16 protein-coding genes are annotated in these 21,013 nt (G+C 37.0%); all 16 read left to right on the top strand.

Annotated features, from left to right (window positions below):
* Positions 1 to 25: 25 nt before the first annotated feature.
* Positions 26 to 604 (top strand): CDP-diacylglycerol--glycerol-3-phosphate 3-phosphatidyltransferase, encoded by a 579-nt coding sequence (gene pgsA, locus KQI21_RS13105; RefSeq protein WP_216484623.1) that lies wholly within the window; start codon positions 26 to 28, stop codon positions 602 to 604.
* A complete protein-coding gene (locus tag KQI21_RS13100) occupies positions 601 to 1,845 on the top strand; it encodes a competence/damage-inducible protein A (RefSeq protein ID WP_216484622.1) in 1,245 nt (414 codons plus the stop codon). Before pgsA ends, KQI21_RS13100 begins: the two co-directional genes overlap by 4 nt.
* Before the next feature lie 176 nt (positions 1,846 to 2,021).
* A complete protein-coding gene (recA, locus tag KQI21_RS13095; protein WP_216484621.1) occupies positions 2,022 to 3,071 on the top strand; it encodes a recombinase RecA in 1,050 nt (349 codons plus the stop codon).
* A 903-nt stretch (positions 3,072 to 3,974) separates the two neighbouring features.
* Positions 3,975 to 5,537, top strand: a complete 1,563-nt coding sequence (gene rny, locus KQI21_RS13090) for a ribonuclease Y (protein ID WP_077320488.1) — start codon at positions 3,975 to 3,977, stop codon at positions 5,535 to 5,537.
* A 729-nt stretch (positions 5,538 to 6,266) separates the two neighbouring features.
* Positions 6,267 to 7,064, top strand: a complete 798-nt coding sequence (locus KQI21_RS13085; protein ID WP_216484620.1) for a TIGR00282 family metallophosphoesterase — start codon at positions 6,267 to 6,269, stop codon at positions 7,062 to 7,064.
* Between the two features lie 155 nt (positions 7,065 to 7,219).
* Complete coding sequence (locus KQI21_RS13080; RefSeq protein WP_021291504.1) at positions 7,220 to 7,480, top strand: stage V sporulation protein S; 261 nt, start codon at positions 7,220 to 7,222, stop codon at positions 7,478 to 7,480.
* Between the two features lie 580 nt (positions 7,481 to 8,060).
* Positions 8,061 to 9,641, top strand: coding sequence for a tRNA (N6-isopentenyl adenosine(37)-C2)-methylthiotransferase MiaB (gene miaB, locus KQI21_RS13075; RefSeq protein WP_216484746.1), 1,581 nt, complete (start codon positions 8,061 to 8,063; stop codon positions 9,639 to 9,641).
* 1 nt (position 9,642) lies between these two features.
* Entirely contained in the window at positions 9,643 to 10,077 is a 435-nt protein-coding gene (locus KQI21_RS13070; RefSeq protein ID WP_216484619.1) for a YlbF/YmcA family competence regulator, read from the top strand.
* Between the two features lie 284 nt (positions 10,078 to 10,361).
* Entirely contained in the window at positions 10,362 to 10,919 is a 558-nt protein-coding gene (locus tag KQI21_RS13065) for an outer spore coat protein CotE (protein WP_216484618.1), read from the top strand.
* Between the two features lie 593 nt (positions 10,920 to 11,512).
* Entirely contained in the window at positions 11,513 to 14,101 is a 2,589-nt protein-coding gene (gene mutS, locus KQI21_RS13060; protein WP_216484617.1) for a DNA mismatch repair protein MutS, read from the top strand.
* Positions 14,102 to 14,699: 598 nt separating this feature from the next.
* On the top strand, positions 14,700 to 16,556 hold the full coding sequence (gene mutL, locus KQI21_RS13055; protein ID WP_216484616.1) for a DNA mismatch repair endonuclease MutL: 1,857 nt from the start codon (positions 14,700 to 14,702) through the stop codon (positions 16,554 to 16,556).
* 60 nt (positions 16,557 to 16,616) lie between these two features.
* Positions 16,617 to 17,066 carry a Dps family protein gene (locus tag KQI21_RS13050; protein WP_216484615.1) on the top strand — a complete coding sequence of 150 codons (450 nt, stop codon included), beginning with the start codon at positions 16,617 to 16,619 and terminating at the stop codon, positions 17,064 to 17,066.
* Positions 17,067 to 17,090: 24 nt separating this feature from the next.
* Positions 17,091 to 18,020, top strand: coding sequence for a tRNA (adenosine(37)-N6)-dimethylallyltransferase MiaA (miaA, locus tag KQI21_RS13045; protein WP_216484614.1), 930 nt, complete (start codon positions 17,091 to 17,093; stop codon positions 18,018 to 18,020).
* 41 nt (positions 18,021 to 18,061) lie between these two features.
* Positions 18,062 to 18,286: an RNA chaperone Hfq gene (gene hfq / locus KQI21_RS13040; protein ID WP_077320497.1), complete on the top strand. Its 225-nt coding sequence runs from the start codon at positions 18,062 to 18,064 to the stop codon at positions 18,284 to 18,286.
* Between the two features lie 418 nt (positions 18,287 to 18,704).
* Positions 18,705 to 19,628 carry an AAA family ATPase gene (locus KQI21_RS13035; protein WP_216484613.1) on the top strand — a complete coding sequence of 308 codons (924 nt, stop codon included), beginning with the start codon at positions 18,705 to 18,707 and terminating at the stop codon, positions 19,626 to 19,628.
* Between the two features lie 137 nt (positions 19,629 to 19,765).
* Positions 19,766 to 21,001, top strand: coding sequence for a GTPase HflX (gene hflX, locus KQI21_RS13030; RefSeq protein WP_216484612.1), 1,236 nt, complete (start codon positions 19,766 to 19,768; stop codon positions 20,999 to 21,001).
* Positions 21,002 to 21,013 lie beyond the last annotated feature (12 nt).

Genomic DNA, 21,013 nt, shown 5'->3' with positions numbered 1-21,013 from the left:
TTATCACTTTACTAGGAGGATCTTTATGAACTTACCAAATAAATTAACCTTATCACGAATTTGTTTAATTCCAATTTTTATCATTTTAATGAGTGTACCGTTTTCCTGGGGAACTTGGCAAATTGGTGAAGCAGAGTTACCGGTTGTACATTTCATTGCCGCCTTACTGTTTATTATTGCTGCAGGTACAGACTGGGTAGATGGTCATTATGCCCGTAAGTACAACCTTGTTACCAATTTAGGGAAATTCCTGGATCCACTCGCTGATAAGCTGCTCGTCTCAGCAGCGCTTATTATATTAGTTGAAATGGGAGTCGCACCGGCATGGGTTGTCATCATTATTATTAGCAGGGAATTTGCAGTGACAGGTCTTCGACTAGTTGCAGCTGGGGAAGGTATTGTTTTAGCTGCAGGCAAAATGGGGAAATTAAAAACAGCGACGCAAATGGTGGCTATTGCTGTTTTATTGCTCCATAACTTGCCGTTTTCTTATATAGGATTTCCATTTGGAGAAGTTATGTTATATATAAGTTTATTGTTTACAGTCTGGTCTGGCGTCGATTATTTTGTTAAAAACTGGCATGTAATGAGGGATTCTAAATGAGTAAGACAATAAATGCTGAAATTGTGGCTGTAGGTACAGAGTTGTTACTTGGTCAAATTACGAATACAAATGCACAATGGTTATCCCAGCAGCTAGCTAATTATGGTATTAATATATTTTACCATGCGGTTGTGGGGGATAATTTAAATCGAGTTGTACAGACGTTTAAGCAGGCACATAATCGATCTAACGTTATCATTGTAACTGGGGGACTCGGACCAACAAACGATGATTTAACAAGAGAAGCATTTCAACAGTTAAGCCAATTTTCTTTAGTCGAACATAAGCCCTCCATGGATAAAATTCAAGCCTATTTTAAAAAGCAGCAGACAACCATGACTCCAAACAATCGGAAGCAGGCAAGCGTATTTGCTGATGCGGAGGTTTGGCCAAATCATGTGGGGATGGCTCCAGGAATGATGGTTTCTTTTGAAAGTCGAACATGGATCTTTTTACCCGGTGTACCGCGTGAGATGAAAGCCTTAGCACAGCAGTATATGTTTCCTGCTTTACAGCAATTAATGGGAAAAGAAGAATTGATTAAATCGGTTGCTTTAAAATTTGTCGGCATTGGTGAATCAAAACTGGAGCATGAACTGTATGATCTTATTCATGGACAAAGTAATCCGACGATAGCACCATTAGCACAGGAAGATGGTATTGTCATTAGACTCACAGCAAAGAGCGATTCTCTAAAGCAAGCAGACGAACTGTTAACGGCGACGAAAGCGAAAATAATAGAGCGTGTTGGTCAATATATCTATGGTGTCAATCATGAAACGTTAGAAGGAAAAGTCGTAGCTTTATTGGCAAAACAACAGAAGACAATTGCTGCTGCCGAAAGCTTAACAGGTGGACTGTTTGCTGAAAAGCTAACTGCCGTCTCCGGCGCTTCAAATATATTTCATGGCGGTATTGTAAGCTATACAAATCATGTGAAAGAATACACACTAGGTGTCTCTAAGAAAACCTTGCAAACCAAAGGCGCTATTAGCGAAGAATGTGCAAAAGAAATGGCAGAGCAAATAGCACATAAATTAGGTGCATCGATTGGTATTTCTTTTACCGGAGTAGCAGGACCAACGGAAATGGAAGGTCATCCAGTTGGTTTAGTTTATATTGGTATTTATGATGAAATTGGAACACATGTGGAAAAATGTTTATTTCACGGAGATCGCAGTGCAATTAGACGTAGATCTGTAGTGAAAGGCTTAGAGCTTCTGTATAAAAAACTAAAATGATAAAATAAAACAACGTTTGTTACGTATTTTCGTTTTTTTAGTAAATTATTTTACTGCAAATCTAATTTTTTGGTAAATATTCAAGTAAAAAAAGGGGAACATTTATTCGTTTTTTGCTTGGCAAATAAACGAAAAGCATGTATGATGGAAATAGATTAATAAAGGAGGGCGACGTTTTGAGTGATAAAAAACAAGCTTTAGATATGGCTTTAAAACAAATAGAAAAGCAATTCGGCAAAGGTTCTATCATGAAACTGGGGGAACAGGCTGAACAAAAAGTAGCAACCATACCCAGCGGCTCCTTAGCGTTAGATGTTGCACTTGGAATTGGCGGGTACCCAAAAGGTCGGGTTGTTGAAATATACGGTCCGGAATCATCCGGTAAAACAACAGTAGCTTTACATGCAATTGCCGAAGCACAACGCCAGGGGGGGCAAGCGGCATTTATTGATGCAGAGCATGCGCTTGATCCTACATATGCTCGTGCTTTAGGTGTGAATATTGAAGAACTCTTGCTGTCTCAACCCGATACTGGAGAACAAGCACTTGAAATTGCAGAAGCACTTGTTCGTAGTGGTGCGGTTGATATTATAGTTGTAGATTCGGTGGCTGCTCTTGTTCCTAAAGCGGAGATCGAAGGAGAAATGGGAGACTCCCATGTTGGTTTGCAAGCTCGTTTAATGTCTCAAGCATTACGTAAATTATCAGGTGCTATTAACAAGTCAAAATCTACAGCTATTTTCATTAACCAAATTCGGGAAAAAGTCGGTGTCATGTTCGGAAATCCTGAAACAACTCCAGGTGGACGAGCTCTTAAATTCTACTCTTCTGTAAGACTTGAAGTACGCCGCGCAGAAGCAATAAAGCAGGGCAATGATATGGTCGGAAACAAAACAAGAATTAAAGTTGTCAAAAATAAAGTTGCTCCGCCGTTTAAACAAGCAGAGGTTGATATTATGTATGGAGAAGGCATCTCTAAAGAGGGAGAAATCCTTGACATGGGATCAGACTTGGATATCGTTCAAAAAAGTGGTGCTTGGTATTCGTATAATGGAGAACGGCTTGGACAAGGAAGGGAAAATGCAAAGCAGTTTTTAAAAGAAAACCAAGAGATAATGGCAGAAATCCATACAGCAATCAGAGAGCATTATCATTTAGATGACGAACCGAAAGAAAAAGAAGAAGATGCAGTTGAAGCGTTTAGTCAAGAAAGCTTAGATGTTTAAAATGAAATCTCTTGCTATTCTAGCAGGAGATTTTTTGTTCTTGTCTAAATTATATCCGTTTTTACTTTGTGGATCACTTTTAGAAAAGTCATATCGTCTAGCTTAATCGCTCGAGCGACTAGCAAACTTCGCTCTTATTCTGATGATAAGTCAACATCGGCTCGAATCTAAAGAAGCCGACTAAAAGCGAGCTTGTCGCTCAGGCGCCGGCATACCCCTGTTTTAGAGGCATGTTTCTTTTGTCCTACACCTAAAAGATTCTCCGTTCTAAGTTCATTGCCAAGTCCCCAAAATTAATCAACTTTCTCAATAAAAGAAAAAATAGCCTGTTTGCTTATCAGGCTGGTTAAGGTGATTACATATTCTATTTTATAAAAAAGAATGATTTGTTTTTATTAGGTTTTGATCTTCTTTCATTGTTTTATTCCACATGTAAGGTACCGTAAGACTCCTACTTCAAGAGCCTCGAGTTGATACAAAAGGGTCTAAGTGGAAGAAAACGGCACCTAAATGCCCGATTCGTTCAACTAACATTTCTTGGGAAAAGCATTCCAAGAAATGAAGTTTCACTTTATTCTGAAGAGATATAAAAGTTGTTTGAATGAGGATACAGTTTTTATTCATTTTAAATAAATGTAAATAAAATTTTAACAAATATGTTTACATTTTTTGTTACTTTCTTTCATGTTAACACGTGTATTTTGTTGGTGAATTGTACCATTTATCATGTGAACCAATAATTAAGTTGTGACGTTTCCTTGACATTCTTATCAGACACAATTAAAATTAAATTTGTATAAATTTATCATTTTCATGATATAATTTATGTTTATTCAACGCATTGAAAATTTTACATGCCGACAATAATTGATGTACAACTTTATAGCAAGAGGAGGTGAAATCATGGACAGTCTTATGCTCATCTCCATTTTGCTTGTAATCCTAATCGTCGGTATTGTTGTTGGTTATCTGATTCGTAGGTCTATTGCTGAAGCAAAAATTTCTAGTGCAGAAACATTGGCAAAACAAATTGTTGATGAGGCACGTCGGAATGCTGAAGCTTCAAAGAAAGAGGCACTTCTTGAAGCAAAGGATGAAATTCATAAACTTCGACAGCAAACAGAGGACGAGCTTCGTGAACGACGTGGTGAGGTTCAGAAGCAAGAGAATCGTCTGATGCAAAAAGAAGAAAATTTAGACAGAAAAAGTGAATCATTAGATAAGCGAGAGCTTATGTTGGAACAAAGAGAACAGTCTTTAACAGACAAACAACAACAAATTGAAGAAATGGAAAGCAAAGTGGAAGCTATTTTACAAGAGCAGCAAACGGAGCTTGAACGCATTTCAGGATATACAATAGACCAAGCTAAGCAAATTATTTTGGAACGAGTGGAAAAAGAGGTTGCACATGATGCTGCTTTAATCATTAAAGAGGCTGAAAATCGTGCAAAAGAAGAAGCTGATAAAAAGGCGAAGAACATTCTATCTTTAGCATTACAGCGTTGTGCTGCTGACCACGTTGCTGAAACAACAGTGTCTGTTGTAAACCTTCCAAATGACGAAATGAAGGGACGTATCATTGGTCGGGAAGGTCGTAATATTAGAACCCTTGAAACCTTAACAGGAATTGACTTAATTATTGATGATACACCAGAAGCAGTTATATTATCTGGGTTTGACCCAATTCGTAGAGAGGTAGCTCGTCTAGCATTAGAAAAGTTGGTTCAGGATGGCCGGATTCACCCTGCGCGAATCGAAGAAATGGTAGATAAAGCTAGACGTGATGTTGATGATTATATACGTGAGATTGGAGAAGAGACAACATTTGAAGTGGGTGTGCACGGATTACACCCAGATTTAATCAAAATTTTAGGTCGGTTAAAATATCGTACAAGCTATGGACAGAATGTTTTAAAACACTCAACTGAAGTAGCTTACTTAGCTGGTTTACTTGCTGCTGAACTTGGTGAAGATGAAATGCTTGCAAGAAGAGCTGGACTGCTTCATGATATCGGAAAAGCAGTTGATCATGAAGTAGAAGGTAGTCATGTAGAGATTGGTAAAGAGCTCGCAATAAAGTACAAAGAGCATGAAGTTGTTATAAATTCTATTGCTTCACACCATGGCGATGAAGAACCTACTTCGATTATCTCTGTCCTTGTAGCAGCTGCTGATGCCCTATCTGCAGCAAGACCTGGAGCAAGAAGTGAGACATTGGAAAATTATATTAAACGATTAGAAAAATTAGAAGAGATCTCTGAATCGTTCGTTGGTGTAGAAAAGTCTTTTGCTATTCAAGCTGGAAGAGAAATTCGAATTATGGTAAAACCAGATGAAATTGATGATGTGGAATCGGTAAGAATTGCTCGAGATATTCGCAAACGAATTGAAAGCGAGCTGGACTATCCAGGTCATATAAAAGTGACTGTAATTCGAGAAACACGTGCTGTCGAATATGCAAAGTAAAAAGTGGTCAGTTGACCGCTTTTTATTTTGCTTTAAAAAGGAATGCCAAAAAATTAGGCTCTATACTGAATATGGTGGCGTCTTTTATCCCCGACAAGGTTTATAAGCAAACAAAAAATACACGTCTTCCCCTCTCTTTTGTTTAACCTTAAGTTGTGGAAGAAAAGTAAAAAAGAGGGAAAGCGTGCAATCATAGAGTAGGGATTAATGATCAACATGTGGAGGTATGGAAATATAGAAAAAGGTTTCAATCAATGGTTGATAGAACTTCATACCAAAGTTAAAAAACAAAATTGCTCATACTGTAAGAAACGAACCAAGTAGATCTTCAGCTAACGAAAGCAGGCTATTCAGAGGCCAATCTTATCCAATACAGCTGTAAAAATTACACTAAGAAAAAGTGGAATCGTGCTGTCAAAGTAAATGAGCCCATGGATGAATAGGTATTTTCCACCACTACATTGACAGAGAACCGTTGTTGTTAAAGATGATAGATGTAAATTGCAATTTGAGCAGTGATATATGAGTGCTAGCAAAATGAATTTTCATTAAAAATTATATATGATACTATCGTTTTTCATAACTAGAAGTAGCTAATAAGCATTGTTAACTTGCTTTTTTATAAAGCCATAACCGCAATATGAAATTGAAAAAAATGGCTTTTATTTTTGACATTTTTTGCTCGTTATGAAAAACTGAAGATATGAAGATAGATAGGATGAGAATAAGATGAAAATATTATTTATTGGCGATATTGTTGGATCTCCCGGGAGAAACATGCTTGAAATCTATTTACCCAAATTAAAAGAAAAGTATCGCCCAAACCTTACCATTGCTAATGGGGAAAATGCTGCAGCAGGGAAGGGAATCACAGAGAAAATTTACAAACAACTGCTAGAATGGGGGATACAGGTTATTACGATGGGAAATCATACATGGGATAAAAAAGAAATATATGATTTTTTTCCAGATGCTAAAAATATGATCCGTCCAGCAAATTTCCCAGATAATAATCCAGGTAAAGGAGTTGTCTATATTAATATAAACGGAGTAGAAGTTGCAGTGGTTAATTTACAAGGGAGGACTTTCTTACCTCCAAGCGACGACCCTTTTGTGAAAGCAGATACATTAATTAAAGAAGCGAAACAGCGAACTAACATTATCTTTGTTGATTTTCATGGAGAGGCTACAAGTGAAAAACAAGCATTTGGTTGGTATGTAGATGGCAGGGTAAGTGCTGTAGTCGGCACCCACACTCACACTCAAACCGCAGACGAACGGATTTTACCTAAAGGGACGGCATATATAACAGATGTAGGTATGACAGGTCCGTATGATGGTATTTTAGGCGTTGAAAGGGAAGCAGTGATTCAACGTTTCTTAACATCTATGCCAGTTCGTTTTGAAGTCCCTAAAAAGGGCAGAACGCAATTGAATGGGTGTTTTATAAATATTGATCCAAAGAGCGGAAAAGCAATCAGGATTGAACGAATCTTAATTAATGAGGACCATCCATTTTTGGATTAAAAATTTTTACCAACAGATAAGTAGAATTGAAAGGCTTTACAGATTTATTAATTGAATGTTAAGAATTATTAATGCATAATAAAGGTAATAAGCTATCATCTCCACGAATATAGTAACATTAGGACTATAATAGTTAAATGAAGGAGGTACTAGTAATGGAAGTATTAAAAGTGTCAGCAAAATCAAATCCAAATTCAGTAGCAGGTGCACTTGCAAATGTGTTAAGAGAACGTGGCTCAGCAGAAATTCAAGCCATTGGCGCTGGTGCATTAAACCAGGCGGTGAAGGCAGTAGCAATTGCACGAGGATTTGTTGCACCTAGTGGCGTAGACCTCATTTGTATACCAGCTTTTACAGATATTTTAATTGATGATGAAGAACGTACAGCGATTAAATTAATTGTAGAGCCTAGATAAGAATTAATTTCATTTAAAATAAAGTGTTGCGCCTATGCGTAGCACTATTTTTATTGTCTAGGAATTATAAAATTTGTTCACGGCGGACAATTCTTTGGATGACGTTTAACCATATTTAGCGCCTAGCCCTTGGGACATTTCACTTCGAAAGCAACTTCACCGCCAGTTCCAGCACTTGTCGGAGCTGACCGAGGCACTTGTGCTATTGTTTTGGAAACTACGTAGTTTGTCGAGTCGCTTCTCATAAATTGTTTATAAAAGAGACAAGCAGTATGAAATTATTCTTACGAGTTTAAATAAATCCTATTAGACAACCAATTTAGTTTTTGTTGTTTAATTTGGATGAAGCCTTTATAATAAACTAATGGATACTAAAGCTGGTTTATCCTATCCAGATTTAGAAAACGTGACAGATCCCTAATTTTGACAGTTAGGATCGGATGAGTTTTATTAGATGAAGAAAGATAAGAATTTTAGCGCAGAATCATTCGATGTTGCAAGAGACGTGCAACTAGGTGGTCAGTGCGTTAAAGGTTTGATTCCAGCCAAGTTTTCTTTAATTAAAGAAAGGAGTTTTCAAATGAACGAACAACAACGTAAAGAGCAATCACAAATTAAGCAAGTCGATAATCCAACGGACGTAAAATCCGCAGTGGATAATATGAAACGGATCAAAAACACTTCCAGTGATGAAATGATTGCCAAATACTTTAAAACAACATTTGAACCACCAAATATAAATAAAGCGCGAAAACGAGGCCGTGATGAGGTAAAGGTGCATTATGATTTTGCTATTCCAGAAGATATGCATAACATCGGTAAAGACAAAAAGTTTTTAATTCGTACGTATGGATGCCAAATGAATGAGCATGATACTGAAGTTATGGCAGGCATTCTAACAGAGCTGGGATATGAATCAACCTCAAAGACAGATGAAGCTGATATTATTCTACTCAATACATGTGCTATTCGTGAAAACGCTGAAAATAAAGTGTTTGGTGAAATCGGACATTTAAAGCCATTAAAGTTAGAAAAACCAGACCTTATTCTTGGCGTATGCGGATGTATGTCTCAACAAGAGTCCGTTGTTAACCGCATCTTAAAGAAACATCAACACGTTGATTTAATCTTTGGTACCCATAATATTCATCGGTTACCGCAGCTGATTAAAGAAGCGATGTTTGGTAAAGAAAAAATCGTTGAAGTGTGGTCCAAAGAAGGCGATGTAATTGAGAACTTACCAAAGGTTCGCAAAGGAAAAATTAAAGCATGGGTAAATATTATGTATGGATGCGATAAATTCTGTACGTATTGCATTGTTCCTATGACACGTGGAAAAGAGAGAAGCCGTCTTCCGGAGGATATTATTCAAGAAGTTCGCCACCTGGCTGCACAAGGCTATAAAGAGATTACGCTATTAGGACAAAATGTAAATGCGTATGGAAAAGATTTTACCAATCGGACATATGGTCTTGGCGATCTAATGGACGAACTCCGTAAAATTGATATTCCAAGAATTCGGTTTACAACCTCACATCCGAGAGATTTTGATGATCATTTAATAGAAGTGCTTGCTAAAGGTGGAAATTTACTTGACCATATCCATTTGCCGGTTCAATCGGGAAGTAATGAGATTTTGAAAAAGATGAATCGCAAATATACAAGAGAGTCCTACTTAGAACTGGTGCGTAAAATCCGTAAGGCAATGCCAAATGCGACATTAACAACGGATATTATTGTCGGATTTCCAAATGAAACAGAAGAACAGTTTGAGGAAACGCTTAGCCTAGTAGAAGAGGTTGGATTTGAAGCTGCATACACATTTATTTATTCACCACGAGAAGGGACACCTGCAGCTAGGAAAAAAGATAATGTATCTGAAGAGGTAAAGAAACAACGTTTATATCGTTTAAATGAACTAGTAAATACGCAATCTGCTGCTTCAATGAAAAACTATCAGGATAAAGTAGTGAAGGTACTTGTTGAGGGAGAAAGTAAAAAAGATCCAAACATATTAGCTGGCTATACAGAAAGGAATAAGCTAGTTAACTTTAAAGGACCAAAATCAGCAATTGGGCAAATTGTTGATGTCAAAATAACAGAGACCAAAACATGGTCCTTAAGTGGTGTTATGGTAGAAAATACAGTTGGGGTGGAATAACATGGCAGAATATACACGTAAGCAAGTGCTTGATGAAGCAAAAAAAATGGCGGTTATGCTTGCTAATACTGAAGAAATCGAGCGCTTTAAGCAAGTGGAAGCAAAAATCAATGAGAATAAAAAAGTACAGAGATTAATTACTAAGATTAAAGCATTACAAAAACAAGCTGTAAACTTACAAGCTTACGGAAAAAAAGAAGCATTAAAAAAAGTAGAAGAACAAATCGACATTTTTCAAGAAGAAATTGACGCTATTCCAGTTGTTCAGGAATTTAAAGAGACACAAGTTCTCGTTAATGATGTATTGCAGTTAATTACTGGAACGATTGCAAGAGAAGTTACGAATCATATTATTGAATCAACAGGTGGAAACGTATTGACTGGTGAAACCGGATCAAAATTAAGAAGTAAATCCGGAGCCGGTTGCAGCCATTAATAAAAACGGACAGGGAATCGCTTTAATTCCTGTCCGTTATTTTATGTTAGGAAAAGATGAAGTTTCGTGTAATAGTTGATTTAGAGGTCCGTTTTTTCGTATGAGTGCTACTAAGCAGGTTTTTCGCTGCCAGTTTTTCTGTAAAAACAAAACGAAGCCATTATATATCACTCGTTTATTAGCAACTTCACTATATTCCTTTTCCTCTTTTCCAAAATAGCTATGCACTTTAGGTATTTGTCTTGCATAAAATGACTATGAAAAAAGAGGAGGTAAAGGTAATCATGACTTTTTTAGATAAAGATTATCGAGAGATTATAACAAAAGCGGTATGTGGTAAAGGTCGTAAGTTTTCGCAGGCAACCCATTCCATCTCGCCATCACATAAACCTTCTAGCATTTTAGGATGCTGGATAATTAACCATTTATACAATGCCAAGAAGAAATCCAAAGACACAGTAGAAATCGTTGGCAGCTATGATGTTAATATTTGGTATTCATACAACGATAATACAAAAACAGAGGCGATAACCGAAAGAGTAACGTACATTGAAAAGGTTCCACTTTCTGTTAAAGATGAGAATAGCTTAAGTGATGACTTTGATGTCATTGCCAAAGTTATTCAGCAGCCTAATTGCCTGAATTGTACAATTGAAAGTAAAGGTCATAAGATTGCGGTAGAAATTGAACGGGAATTTAGTGTACAGATTATTGGCGATACAAAAATAGCAGTCCGTGTTGATCCAAAGCGTGAGCATGTAGATGATGATGAAGTCTGGGATGTAGAACTAACAGATGATGAATTGGAAGATGTGAAACCGGATTTTGTTAATCAAGACTGATGAAATTACGAGGAATGTTGTTCCTCGTAATTTTTTCATTGTTTAGAACCGATATCCGTTTCTACATGGTGGATATCTTTTGTAAAAGTAGCTTCGTCGTCTAGTTAAGCGCTCGAGCGACTAGCAAACTTCGATCTCCTTCCTACGATAAGTCAACATCGGCTCGAATCAAAAGGAAGGCCGACTAAAAGCGGGCTTGCCGCCCACCGTCGGCATACCCCTGTTGCAGGGGCATGTTTCCTTTATCTCGTCAGAAGGTCTCCAGTTTGTACGTCGCTAACCCGAGCGCTTGTACTTTTGATGTCTAGTTTAAGCGCTCGAGCGACTAGCAAACTTCGATCTCCTTCCTACGATAAGTCAACATCGGCTCGAATCAAAAGGAAGGCCGACTAAAAGCGGGCTTGCCGCCCACCGTCGGCATATCCCTGTTGCAGGGGCATGTTTCCTTTATCTCGTCAGAAGGTCTCCAGTTAGTACGTCGCTAAAACGCGTACTTCTAGTTTTTGTTCTGTTCCAAATTGGATTAATCGAATGAAAATACGATTGTGTGCTATAATAGCATAAGAATATTTGGGCTTTTTGGAGGATAAAATATGGCGAAACATACACCAATGATGGAACAATATTTAAGAATAAAAGCAGAGCATAAAGATGCCTTTCTCTTTTTTCGTTTAGGTGATTTTTATGAACTGTTTTACGATGATGCTATTCAAGCAGCTAGAGAATTAGAGATTACATTAACAAAGCGAGATTCAGGAAAGGCAAAGCCAATTCCAATGTGTGGTGTTCCATATCATTCTGCGGATAATTACATAAAAATTTTGATTGATAAAGGCTATAAAGTGGCAATTTGTGAGCAAGTTGAGGATCCAAAGACGGCTAAAGGTGTCGTAAAACGAGAAGTCATCCAGTTAATAACACCTGGAACGGTAATGGAAAAGAATATGTTAAATGAGAAGGAGAACAATTATATTGCTAGTCTTTCTCATTTTGATTCCAGTTATGTGTTAGTATATAATGATTTATCCACAGGAGAAAACCAAATTGCTGTCTTTGAACATGGTTGGGATAGCGTAATTCATGAATTATACAATCAACCGATTAAAGAAGTTGTTGTATCCTCTCAATTGCCTGAGGAATTACAAAAACAATTAAAAATGCGACTACAAGTTACGCTTTCCTATCAAGATGAAGTAAACTTTAATGGAGAATACCGTCACTTATGCGAAAACTTACATGATGAGCGGCTATTAACTGCATTTAGCAGATTATTAAATTATATTCAGCATACACAAAAGCGTTCGCTTGACCATATGCAACAAGCAAAAATTATTGAACTTAAAAACTATCTATCGTTAGACATGTTTTCTAAGCGCAATCTAGAGCTTACTGAAACATTAATAAAAAAAGAACGTTATGGCAGCTTACTTTGGGTGCTCGATAAAACGGTAACTGCGATGGGTGCGCGGATGTTAAAAAAGTGGCTGGAGCGGCCATTATTGAATCCAACCCAAATGGAGGAAAGGCTGGAGGTTGTTGATGGGTTTTATCAGCAATTTATGGAACGAGATGTATTAAGAGAAACATTAAAATCGGTTTATGATTTGGAACGTCTCGCCGGCAGGATTGCTTTTGGAAATGTCAATGCACGCGACCTTCAGCAATTAAAAAAATCACTACAAAAAATACCAGAAATTAGAGTATTATTACAGCAATTTACCCAAAAAGAGATTCAACAATTAGCAGATCACTTTCAAGTATCTCCTGAGATTGTTGATCTGCTTGAAGCAAGCATCGCTGATGACCCACCTCTTTCGATCAAAGAAGGAGATATCATTAAAGATGGTTATAATGAACAATTGGATACATATCGTGATGCTTCAAGAAATGGAAAGCAGTGGATTGCAGAGCTTGAACAAAAGGAAAAGCAAAAGACAAATATTAAATCCTTAAAAATTGGCTATAATCGAGTATTTGGTTATTATATCGAAGTTACTAAAGCAAACTTGCATTTGCTCCCTGAAGGACGTTACGAACGAAAACAGACATTAACGAATGCCGAAAGATTTGTTACACCAGAGTTGAAGGAGAAAGAACAACTCATTTTAGAAGCAGAAGAAAAAAGTGTTGAATTAGAGTATCAATTATTTATTGAAATTCGCGATCGCATTAAAGAATACATTCCAGAGTTACAACGATTAGCAGAAGAAGTAAGCTATGTTGATGTTTTACAAGGGTTTGCTACCGTAAGTGAAGCAAACAATTATGTTCGTCCTACATTTGATAAAGAACGTCTTTTCATTAAGCAAAGCAGGCATCCGGTCATCGAGCAAGTGATGGATGATGGATCATTTGTACCAAATGACATTGAACTTGATCATAATAAACATATTTTGCTAATTACTGGTCCAAATATGTCTGGAAAAAGCACGTATATGCGCCAGTTAGCGTTAACTGTAATTATGGGGCAAATTGGCTGCTTCGTACCGTGCGAATCAGCACAACTTCTTGTTTTTGACCAAATTTTCACGAGAATTGGAGCAGCTGATGACTTAGTTGCAGGACAAAGTACGTTCATGGTAGAAATGTTAGAGGCAAATCATGCAATTACAAATGCTACCGATAGAAGTCTTATTTTGTTTGATGAAATCGGTAGAGGAACAAGTACGTATGATGGAATGGCTTTAGCACAAGCAATTATTGAATATATTCACAACCATATTCATGCTAAGACACTTTTTTCAACTCATTACCATGAACTTACAGATTTGGAGAAAACCTTGCCAAATTTAAGAAATATTCATGTTCGTGCAGAAGAACATGAAGGAAATGTCGTTTTTCTCCATCAAATTAAAGAAGGACCTGCTGATCAAAGCTATGGTATCCATGTTGCTAAATTAGCGGATTTACCACAGTCCTTAATTTCAAGAGCCGGGGAAATTTTAGTAGAATTAGAAGGAAAAGAACAAGTAAATAAACAACAGGAAGCAGCAGCTACGACAGAGCAAACGGCTCAACTCTCCTTTTTCGTTGAAGAATCGAAGGAAAAGAAAGAACCAAGCATTTCCAAACAGGAAGCAATCGTTGTAAAGGAATTAAAAGAATTAGACTTATTTGACATGACACCGATGGATGCAATGAATGAACTCTATCGTTTGCAAAAGAAGGCTCGTAAAAGTTAGATGAAATAGTAGAATTGACAAGTCAGCAATTCGCGAAAACCAAAAGGTAAAAGCGCCTTAATCAGTCCCGATAAGTGCTGGAACTCCAATGAGGAGACTGCCTGCGAGGGGCTGTTCGCTTTCGAGTGCATAAGCTAGATACAAAAGCGCAATTACTATACAACTAGGGAACTCCTGACAATTAGAAAAACTTGGCTTGTCGCCAAGTCTTTAGCGAAAGCTGTAGTTTTTCTTATACTATAAACCCTAAAGTTTTATACTTTCCTATAGTATAAAGAAAACATACCTCTAAAACAGGGGTATGCCGACGCCTGAGCGACAAGCCCGTTTTTAGTCAGCCTTCCTTTAGATTCGAGCTGATGTTAACTTACCATAGGAAGCAGATTGAAGTTTGCTATAGCTTGAACGCATAAGCTAGACAAAGCTATTTTCAAAAGAGATAGCCGCATGTAAAAAACGGGTATTGTTTCTTAGACACTGAAAATGGACTTTCTCGTCGTTTGTCATTGTTGATCTGAATACGCGAGGAATTTGTCAGTTACTGTTAGGAACTCGCGCTCTTGTTTCATATTTATGTTTAGAAGGAAGGGATGTTTGCATGAAAATAATTCAGATGCCAGATGCGCTCGCCAATAAAATCGCAGCTGGGGAAGTTGTAGAGCGACCGGCTTCTGTAGTGAAGGAACTTGTTGAAAACAGCATCGATGCAAACAGTACATGGATAAAAATTGATATTAAGGAGGCAGGCCTTGAAGAAATCAAGGTGACAGATAATGGAGAAGGAATGTCCGAAGCAGATTGCGAAACCGCTTTTTTACGTCATGCCACGAGTAAAATTAAAAGTGAAACAGATTTATTCCATGTCCGTACGCTGGGATTCCGCGGGGAGGCACTTGCCAGTATTGCTTCTGTAAGTAAATTAACGATACAAACTTCAACTGGTGAAGAAGCAGGAACTTATTTGGCTCTGGAAGGAGGAAAAGTAACCGGAAAAAAGAAGGCATCAGCAAGAAAGGGCTCCGAAATTACGGTAACCGATTTATTTTATAATACGCCTGCCCGTTTAAAATATATGAAGACCATTCATACCGAGCTTGGTCATATTACTGACTTAATCAACCGGCTGTCTTTATCTCATCCTGAAGTGCGCTTTGAAGTAACACATAATGGAAGGGGGATTTTTCGAACAGCTGGAACCGGAGATTTATTACAGGTTATTTCTCAAGTTTATGGTATGAATGTAGCTAGGCAGATGCTTGATGTTAAACATGAAACGCTTGATTTTAAGATCGAAGGGTATATTGCTAAGCCCGAAGTGACGAGAGCTTCGAGAAATTACATTTCGACAATTATAAATGGGCGATATATTAAAAGCATTCCTTTAAATAAAGCGATCATTCAAGCGTATCATACATTACTTCCAATTGGTCGTTCACCTATTGTTGTCTTATTGATTCAAATGGATCCGATATTAGTCGATGTTAATGTTCATCCCACTAAGCTGGAAGTACGTTTTAGTAAAGATAAAGAACTGTTTCAAGCGATTGAACTAGCCATAAAAAATCGCTTTAAAGAGATTACTTTAATTCCCGAAATAGAGCAGAAACCTTTACCTAAAGTAAAAACGGTTCAACATAGCATGGATTTTAGTGAACCAACATCACAACCAAGAAATGATGATCATTGGCAACAGACGATATATGAACCGACTACATCCTCTTCTTTTATGGATAAGAAGATAGAAGAGCATATAACAGTGACAGAACAAGAACCGTACTTATCCGAACCTGTTATAGAACAAAAACAATATACAGAAAATAACGATGAAGTTAAAATCGACGAGACAATTCATGAAACGAGTCTGGAAGAACCACGCGTCCCAATTATGTATCCAATTGGGCAGCTGCAAGGAACGTATATTTTAGCGCAAAACGAAAATGGTTTATACATGATTGATCAACATGCGGCACAAGAACGAGTGAAGTATGAGTTCTTCAAGAAAAAACTAGGAGCGCCAATCAATGAGTTACAAGAATTATTAATCCCATTAACATTTGAATTTTCCAAGCAGGAATCTATTTGGATTGAACAATATAAAGAAGAACTAAAACAAGCAGGAATTTTTTTTGAATCATTTGGTCACCAAACATATATTATTCGTTCACACCCAAATTGGTTTCCAACTGGATATGAGGAAGATATTATCCGGGAAATGGTTGAACAAATAATGAGTGATGAAAAAATAGATGTTGAAAAAATTCGTGAAGATGCGGCAATTTTAATGTCTTGCAAGCGGTCCATTAAGGCAAATCATTATTTAAATCAAGACGAAATGTTTCAACTGCTTGAAGACTTACGACAGACGGAAGATCCGTTCACTTGTCCGCATGGCAGACCAATTATTGTTCATTTTTCCACGTATGAATTGAAGAAAATGTTTAAACGAGTGATGTAACTATGTATAAAAATAGCCACATCTTTCCAATACTAAGAAAAAATAGAAAAGGTGTGTGCTATGGAAAATCAAACGCTTGTAAATTTTTTAAATCAACTTCTTTCTAATCAATTTGTATTGTATGTAAAATTACATCGTTATCACTGGTTTATTCAAGGGAGAAACTTCTTTGTATTACACAAACAATTTGAAGAGATGTATGACCAAATAGCTCAAGATTTAGATGAAGTTGCTGAGCGAATTTTAATGATTAATGGAAAACCATTAGCAACAATGGTGAAATATATTAAAGAGGCGACGTTAGAAGAGGCTTCTGCTGACGATAAGGAACATGAAATCATTCAACAACTAGTTTCAGACCTTCAGCAAATGGTATCGGAAATTCAAGATCAAGGTTTACCAGAAGCAAGCCGTCTACATGACAGTCCAACAGAGGATTTACTGATAGGGATACAGGCAAATCTGGAAAAATATATCTGGATGCTTAGAGCTTATTTACAAGATAAATAATGCAGTAGAATTAGGGGAATACGAATGAAAAATAAAGTCATTGCCATAGTGGGCCCTACCGCCGTAGGTAAAACAAAATTAAGTATAGAAGTAGCCAAACGATTTAGCGGGGAAGTTATTAGTGGGGACTCTATGCAAGTTTATAGAGGGATGGATATTGGTACTGCGAAAATAACGAAAGAAGAAATGCAAGGGATTCCTCATTATATGATTGATATGAAAGATCCCGATGAACCTTTTTCTGTTGCGGATTTTCAGCAATACGTTACCCATTATATTGATATCATTTCAAAAAAGAATAAGCTTCCTATTCTTGTTGGTGGTAGTGGTTTATATGTTCAGGCAGCGCTTTATAGTTATAATTTTCCAACTTACAAACGAGATGAAGAAGTAGTTGAAAAACTAGAAAATGAGATAGCCGCTTTTGGGATTGAACCGCTATATAAGAGATTACAGGAAATTGATCCTAAGCAGGCGGCTAAAATTCATCCAAATAACTATCGACGTGTTGTTAGAGCTTTAGAAATTTACGAGACAACAGGAAAAAGAATGTCAGATTTTCAACAACAGGTGAAGGAATCACCTTTTGATGTAAAATTAATCGGGCTTGAAATGCAAAGAGATGAATTATATAAACGAATTAACCATCGAGTTGACATGATGATGGAACGTGGACTTATTAATGAGGTTAAAAAATTATATCAAAAAGGCTATACTCATGAACAATCCATGCAGGCGATCGGCTATAAAGAGTTTATTCCTTATTTTAAGGGAGAAAAAACGTTAAAGAAAGCGGTCGAAACGCTAAAACAAAATTCACGTCGCTATGCTAAAAGACAATATACTTGGTTTCGTAATAAAATGGATGTAGTTTGGTATGACGTTTCAGATGGAGCAATTAATGAAAAATTTAGAAAAATTTTAGACGATCTTGCAGGATTTTTGCATAGCTAGGTCGAACTAGATATAGTAGATAGATATGAGGAGGAAGTATAATGGCGCAAACCGTAAATATTCAAGACCAATATTTAAATCAACTTAGGAAGAACCGTATTGCAGTAACTGTTTTTCTAACCAATGGCTTTCAACTTCGAGGAGTTATCAAAGGATTTGATAATTTTACTGTTTTAATTGAATCCGATGGAAAGCAGCAATTAATTTTTAAACATGCGATTTCTACCTTTTCCCCAGCTAAAAACGTTGAATTGGAAAAGGAATAATATAAAAACCGGGTGCGGAAATGCATCCGGTTTTTGATCATATAGGAAATTATATCTTCTTCTGCATGATGGATATCCTTTTTAAAAGAGCGTTGTTTAGCTTAAGCACCATACTTTGAGACAAGTCAACATTGACTCCTACCACCGTCGTTGTTTTCCTTTTTCCTGAATGTAAAGTGTCGTTATTTCTTCGTATTCTCTAACTCTTGAAGCGGGATTCCTACAGCATCTTAGATGTGGAATGAATTTCTTTTTTACACTATAGGAAAGTATAAAACTTTATAGTTTATAGTATAAGAAAACTATAGCTTTCGCCATAAAGACTTGGCGACAAGCTAAGTTTTTCTAAAAGTTACCTAGGCAAATGTCACACCTTTTTGTTTTAGACGTATACTAAAACTAACTGAGGGGTGATGACATGGAAACGCAAATGATAAGAAACCGAAATGGGCAAGTGAATATTATTTTAAAGGAGAAAAGCAGCACGCATTTATCCTCTCCACGCTTACAAGGTGCAAAAAAGAAAAATCCGTTTCATGAAATTGATCAAGCGTTTTCTTCATTTATCGGTATGAAGGAATTAAAAGAGCGAATCAAGGAAATTTACGCTACTGTTATTATAAACAAGAAAAGAAAAGAACTTGGATTAATGAACCATCAACAAGTCTTGCATATGCTATTTAAAGGAAACCCAGGTACAGGTAAAACGACAGTTGCCAGGAAGCTTGCCAAATTGTATTATGATATGGATCTGTTGTCAAAAGGGCATTGTATTGAAGCAGAACGTGCAGACTTAGTCGGAGAATACATTGGTCAAACCGCTCAGAAAACAAGGGCACTAGTGCAAAAGGCACAAGGTGGGGTGTTGTTTGTTGATGAAGCATACTCACTGGCTCGAGGTGGAGAAAAAGATTTTGGCAAAGAAGCGATTGATACATTAGTAAAGCAGATGGAGGATCATCAGCATGACTTTGTATTAATCCTTGCTGGATATCCGTATGAAATGGAGCGGTTTTTAGCGCTAAATCCTGGTTTAGAGTCAAGGTTTCCATTTATTTTGGAATTTCAGGATTATGGTGCAACACAATTACTTAAAATCGCCAAGCGAATGGCTGCCGAACGTGAATACCAGCTAACCAAAGATGCAGAATTAGAATTAAAAACGCATTTATTGAGAAAAACAAGAGAGTATAACCGTAATTTTTCTAATGCCCGTTATGTTCGCAATATAATTGAAGGTGCCATTCGTACACATGCCGTCAGATTATTAGAAAATGAACATTTTACGACAGATGATCTAATTTATTTAACTGCAAGAGATCTACAATTAAAACCATTTTAATCATTGGAGCGGTCAATTTTTGGGCTTTGAACTTTTGTTAAAATAGATAAACTTTGGTGTATTTCTTATTATTTGCTATGATAGATAGGAGAGCTTGAATACGAGAATAGTCAAGAGAAAAGAAAGAGGTTCTGTTTGTGTCAAAAGAAAGAATTCTTATTATTGCTGTCAAACAGCCATCGCAAGACCAAGACCAATTCCAGTCGTCACTAGCTGAATTACAATCCTTAAGTGATACAGCAGGTGGAAAAGTCATCCATATCGTTACACAAAAGCGGGATAAGATTCATCCTGCTACATATATTGGTTCAGGAAAAATAGCAGATATAAAATCGTTGGTTACAGAAAGTGCAATTGATTTAGTTATTTCTAATGATGAATTATCCCCTGGTCAGTTACGAAATCTAGGGAGCTCCTTTGGTGTGCGCATTATCGATCGAAGCCAATTGATTTTAGATATTTTTGCACAACGTGCCCGTACAAAAGAGGGAAAGCTGCAAGTAGAACTTGCTCAGCTTGAATATATGTTGCCGAGATTGCGAGGACAAGGTATTGAACTGTCTCGTCTTGGTGGAGGTATCGGAACGAGGGGGCCCGGAGAAACAAAATTAGAGACAGATCAACGCCATATTCGAAGACGCATACATGATATCAGACAGCGACTACTTACAGTAGTAAAGCAAAGAGAACAATATCGCAAGCGACGTAAGACGAATGATGTATTTCAAATTGCCATTGTTGGCTATACGAATGCAGGTAAATCGACGCTTTTTAATCGGCTAACCAATAGTAATTCTTTGGAAGAAGATCAATTATTTGCTACTCTTGATCCTCTGACAAGGCAAATCCAGCTTCCATCAGGGATGCAAGTATTAATTACAGATACAGTTGGTTTTCTACAAGATTTACCAACATCATTAATTGCTGCTTTTAAATCTACTTTGGAAGAGGTTACGGAAGCCGATTTTCTCATTCATATGGTTGATGGATCACATCCGAATCTAAATCAGCAGCAGGATACGGTATTAGAATTGTTAAAAGAGTTGAATGCGCAAACGTTTCCAATGCTTACCGTTTATAATAAAAAAGATCTTATCAAGCAGGATGTAATCCCAATCAATCATCCTCATCTATTTATTAGTGCTTATGAAGCAGCTGATATTAATCTAGTCCTAACGACGATAGAACATCTATTAATAAAAGAATGGGAATACTATGCGGTTTCTCTGCCACCAGATCAAGGCAAACTGTTACAGCAATTGGAACGAGATACAATTATTGAGAAAAAACAATTTGATGAAGTTAGACAAGTATATGAAGTAAAAGGATATATGCGAAACGAGATTCCGTTAAATCGGCTATTAGTGGAGTAAGGAGTAACAGAA

The sequence above is a fragment of the Virgibacillus proomii genome (genome assembly GCF_018916875.1).
Taxonomy (GTDB): domain Bacteria; phylum Bacillota; class Bacilli; order Bacillales; family Amphibacillaceae; genus Virgibacillus; species Virgibacillus proomii_B.
Note: the sequence above shows the minus strand (reverse complement) of the source record. Positions and strands in the feature narration are given on the sequence as shown.